At 52.7% G+C, this 4,351-nt stretch carries 5 protein-coding genes and 1 pseudogene; 2 read left to right on the top strand and 4 right to left on the bottom strand.

Features of this window, described 5'->3' with window-relative positions; genetic code table 11:
• Positions 1-206: 206 nt before the first annotated feature.
• The 4 genes from BZL43_RS00115 to BZL43_RS00130 form a co-directional block, all read right to left on the bottom strand.
• A complete protein-coding gene (locus tag BZL43_RS00115; protein WP_095630457.1) occupies positions 207-830 on the bottom strand; it encodes a hypothetical protein in 624 nt (207 codons plus the stop codon).
• An 8-nt stretch (positions 831-838) separates the two neighbouring features.
• Positions 839-1,495, bottom strand: coding sequence for a PAAR domain-containing protein (locus BZL43_RS00120; RefSeq protein WP_168185046.1), 657 nt, complete (start codon positions 1,493-1,495; stop codon positions 839-841).
• Between the two features lie 226 nt (positions 1,496-1,721).
• A complete protein-coding gene (locus BZL43_RS00125; protein WP_095630458.1) occupies positions 1,722-2,117 on the bottom strand; it encodes a DUF6124 family protein in 396 nt (131 codons plus the stop codon).
• Between the two features lie 288 nt (positions 2,118-2,405).
• Positions 2,406-2,939, bottom strand: a complete 534-nt coding sequence (locus tag BZL43_RS00130) for a hypothetical protein (RefSeq protein WP_030132030.1) — start codon at positions 2,937-2,939, stop codon at positions 2,406-2,408.
• A 471-nt stretch (positions 2,940-3,410) separates the two neighbouring features.
• Here BZL43_RS00130 and BZL43_RS00135 point away from each other — a divergent pair, with 471 nt between their 5' ends.
• Together BZL43_RS00135 and BZL43_RS00140 are read left to right on the top strand one after the other, a co-directional pair.
• Complete coding sequence (locus BZL43_RS00135) at positions 3,411-4,052, top strand: hypothetical protein (RefSeq protein WP_095630459.1); 642 nt, start codon at positions 3,411-3,413, stop codon at positions 4,050-4,052.
• Between the two features lie 195 nt (positions 4,053-4,247).
• A pseudogene (locus BZL43_RS00140) lies at positions 4,248-4,351 on the top strand (malate:quinone oxidoreductase); the annotation flags it as partial.

Below are 4,351 nucleotides of genomic sequence, written 5' to 3' on the forward strand. Positions count from 1 at the left end.
AAGGCGCCGAAGGCTAATGCTGCGACGGATATGGCTTTGTAAGTAGAAGCTTGATTGGAAAGCCCACTGGATCGGTGACGGTCAGTGGGCTTTTTTGTGTCCGGGATTCGATATTGAAGATTACGAAATGCTAAGGCTGACGAGTTTCTTGTGGCGAGGGGGCTTGCCCCCGTTGGGCTGCGAAGCAGCCCCAGAAAGGTGAACGATCACTCAACGTCGTACATCAATTCCAAGCTTTTTATCCATTCATTCGGCGCGTTGAATTTTGCGTAATAAATTTCCCTTTCTGCTGCGCTTAAATTAGTAAAAAACGGGGCAAAGTAATTGTCGTTGTAATAGCCCTGAGCGCCTTGCATATCGCCTGACCACCAAGAAGGGTTGTATCCCTCGAAAACAATCCACGGAGGGGGCGCGGAGAATTTCTCGCGAGCAATAATGGCCAAGAAATCAACGCTATTGGTGACCAGTCGTACAGTTGCAGAGTTGAATTCTCTGGTAGATATGAAAAATACCAAGTGCTCATTTTTCTGGCTGTTTACATACTGCTTTACGGGTAGTTCATTGAACGATTTTTCAGTCGCATACGTGAAGTTGTCTTCGATGAGTGTCAAGAATTTACGAGTATCTTCGTGGCCGATTAAAAATGGAGAGTAGTAGGCTGGAATGCCTATGTCCTCCAAAGACGTGTTTTGCGGATAGGCGGGCAGGGGTGGATCAATGCTTAATAAAGACTTAGTAAAGATCGACTTCAGTTCTGGTATGGAATATCCGACGATTTGTTCTTTCGGTTCCTGCTTTATAAAGGCTTTGATACGACTAAAGATGCTCATGATCTGTCTCAGTCCTGTAGGTATTCGGTGAGCCAACTAGCCCCCAAATAACCTGCGGTGCCGAAGATAATCCCTCCGATAGCTCCACTAACGATTGCTCCGGGACCCGTTTCAATGCCAACCGCAGCACCCGCGACGACACCTATCCTTGCGCCAGCAATAGCAGCGCCCCAACCACGAGCCTGCTTGACCACCTCAATAGTAGTGATTCGTAGCGTATGTCCTGACTCGTCAGAAAAACCGGTGTAAACCTGACCGGTTTCATCTTTGATGTGATAGGGAACATGGGCGAGTGGTTGGCCGTCGCTTCCGAGAATACGGAACTGCTCATTGAATGGATGCAGCCATAGAGGCATCGGTGAAGGCGGAGTGAATTCTGCGGGGATGTGGGTGTTGCCGATGATCACCGTACCGGAGCCACTTACCACGTTATTGCCATGGACCCCGATGCTGCCTACCGTTGCGGCAGGTTTGCCGTTGATAAGAACGGTAGAGGCGACCTCTCCGACAATGGGACTGCCACACGCACTTTTGTCGTCTTGGCGAGCAGCAGCCAAGCCGTCGAAGAAAACATCGGGGGAGCCAGCGGCGATGGGGTTAACCCCGTGGCCGGGAAGCGGACAGCTAGTTGGGTCCGTGAAACGGGCAGCAGGTTTGCCAGCCATTTTGAACATCCTTGTAAACGAATAGCCGACGATTGTTGCACAAAGAATCTGCTGACAGCCATGGCGAATAACCGCTCTTGCTCTAGAACCCAGTGCACTAGGCGGTAAGCGCGTCATCCTGTTTGGCCCATTCGCGACCTTCAGCACCAAGTGATACGACCCCTCCGCGTTGCAACGATCAAAACCCTTTACCGAGGGGCAAGCCTCTCTGTAAAGGACTGAGTGATTACTTAGGTGGAACGAAGTTATCCAGCATTCGATTCACCGCCAGTTCCGCCAGCATGATGACCTGCTGAAGCGCCAGCAGCGTATTGCGGTGGGTGCCCTCCACCAATGCAGCAATGTCGCTGGCCATGACACTGGCCGAGGCCAGGTTCTCACACGTTTGAACCAGCAAGGTTTCATGGCCGACATCCGGCGCAACCATGTACATGGTGCTGGGTTTGCGGGGGGTGTTGTTCATGACCGCTGCCGGGTTGAGGTAGAAATTGAGGGCGCGTTCGGCGGCTTCGTTGAGCTTTTTTGAGTCGAGGGATTCGTACGGGGATGCCGGATCGGTGTCTGGCGGGTTGGGCGTAACTTTGAATAGATGAAGCTCCAACTTGCAATATTGAGGAGCCATCACGCAATGCCGACTTGCCCGAGGGCACCCTGTGTACAGTCACCATCAACATCAGGCATGGAGCTGCCTGTCCTGTCAAAAGAGGCACATGCAACTTAACGTGCCACGGGCTGCTCCGCCCGGTCACTGCGGCGGTGACGGGAGACACGATACCGGCGACCGCCTGGCGAAACAGCCGGCCGATTTTGTAGCGGGTGTAGGCAATGGCGCTGGATGTTGTAGCCTCAAAAAGTCATACAGCGTTTCACCGAGCACGTCCTACTCAGGCGATTCACCTTGTCTTTACGCCTAGTTCAACTTCTGAGCTTCCAGTTTCGCCAGGAAGTCTCGAATATTGTTCTGTACGGCGCGATTGACTGATTCCTTGAGGCGGACGACACCCGCAAAGGCGTAGCCTGGAGGGACGATGCCTTGGGTGATGATCGTTTCTTCGAGCAAGGTTTCGCCCGTTTTGCGGTTTACCAGCAGGTACTTTGCGGAAGCATCAGTGACCATGGTCACGCCTGCTGCCGGCGGATCCAGCTCCTGGATTTTGACGAAAAGATTCACTTTTTTTGTCGACTCGTCGTCGAACACTGAGCTCTTGTTAATGGCTTCTACTACTGCCCTTTCCCAGAGTTCGGGAATGCCTTCACCATCGGACGGTACATTTCCTGTTTGCTCATTGGGGGCAGCGAAGGAAACGGATACTGCACGAAGGTCCGCGTCCACTTTGTGAGTCGAGGGCGAAATACTTGGAACGGAGAAATTCAGAGGGGGTACAGATGTGCAGCCGCTTAGCAAAGCGACCAGCAATGTACTGACGGCGATCCTTGAGCGCATCCTTGTTTCCTTTCTGAAAAATGAATTGAGGCGAGAAGAGCATAGTAGGCGTTAGCCCAAGTCGCCTTTGCCCCTTGCTAAACGGCGGCAAGATCTGCCGTTTAGCATGGGACTCACTTTTTTGCCCAGGAAACTCAAACAGCCTTGATCGAGGGTAAATTCTCAAGGTTGTCTCTGGTGGAGCTGTCCCTTCGAGAGGCACCTACAACCTAACGTGCCACGGGCTGCTTCGCCCAGTCACTGCGGCGGTGACAGGAGGCACTTGGAAAAAATCTGTCCCATTTTTAATTTTTATTATCGCTAAACCTTTGCGACCTCAGGCCGCTATAGGCCAGAGCGAGCCCCTCCTCCAGGATCATCAGCCGTTAACGACTGAGGCACTTCGATAAGTTCAGTCGCCAGGCGGACCGCCTCTGTTCGTCCTAATTCACGTTCAAGCTCTCAAATTTTCACAGAAAAGAAAGGACACTTATGCGTCAACTTCTCCCCTTGGCAATCAGTTTGACTCTCATCGGCTGCGCCACCAGTAAAACCGACGTTCGCAATGAAGCCGAGGCTGGCAAGTTTGACCCCACCACCACCGCCCGTGTCCGTCTGATCACAGGCGATAACGCGCACGGCGGATTCGTCAGCGGCCAGACTTGCGAGAAGTTTTACAACGAGTCTCTCAAGAGTTTTCCCATCGAACAGTCCGGTTGGAAAACCGCCCATATCGACTCCGCAGGTCTTTATCCATTCAGGGAGTCAGACCATCAGAACAGCGTGATTGGCATGCCTGCGAGCAAGGAGAGCAAGCTGATCAACGAATCACCCCGACTCTACGACGAGCATGTCGTGACTGCCAACCAACCCTTCATTGCGACCTTTGGCATGGTTGGCTCGATTTCATGCTCGCCCAAACCCGTGGTGTTCACGCCAGAGCCGGGGCAGGATTATGAAATGCAGTTCCAGATTGTCAAAATCAGCACGTTCAAAGCGGGTTGCATCATTCAGCTACGCAAACTCACTGCTGTTGGAAATACCACAATAGAAACGCCAATGCGACCACAGGTCTGCGCCAGGTCAGCAGATGGAAACTTTCACACCAAGGATCCACTCTTCAACGCCCAGTGAAGCCTCTGCTTCTTGCCTGCTTTCACCTTACCGGATCACCGCTCGGCAACATTCGTATACCCCCTGAAAAGGCCTCAAGCCAGCAGCACGCTGATCCACCGAACCTGCCGGGCAACGTCTTGCAAAAAGGTGCAAAAAGGGGACTGATATATTTCCTTCAAAATAAATCAGTCCCCTTTTCCGCGGCAAAGCCTCGTTGACGCACCGCCCATGTCGGTTCCGCACCTGGACACCCGTGTCCTGGACGGCAAGCGCGTCATCCTGTTTGGCCCATTCGCGACCTTCAGCACCAAGTTCCT

Source organism: Pseudomonas sp. PICF141 (assembly GCF_002286815.1).
Classification (GTDB): domain Bacteria; phylum Pseudomonadota; class Gammaproteobacteria; order Pseudomonadales; family Pseudomonadaceae; genus Aquipseudomonas.

Bases quoted from the DNA above. Each gene is read 5' to 3' on its own strand.
- BZL43_RS00120 (WP_168185046.1), bottom strand. From the start codon at position 1,495: ATGGCTGGCAAACCTGCTGCCCGTTTCACGGACCCAACTAGCTGTCCG.
- BZL43_RS00125 (WP_095630458.1), bottom strand. From the start codon at position 2,117: ATGGCTCCTCAATATTGCAAGTTGGAGCTTCATCTATTCAAAGTTACG.
- BZL43_RS00130 (WP_030132030.1), bottom strand. From the start codon at position 2,939: ATGCGCTCAAGGATCGCCGTCAGTACATTGCTGGTCGCTTTGCTAAGC.
- BZL43_RS00135 (WP_095630459.1), top strand. From the start codon at position 3,411: ATGCGTCAACTTCTCCCCTTGGCAATCAGTTTGACTCTCATCGGCTGC.
- BZL43_RS00115 (WP_095630457.1), bottom strand. From the start codon at position 830: ATGAGCATCTTTAGTCGTATCAAAGCCTTTATAAAGCAGGAACCGAAA.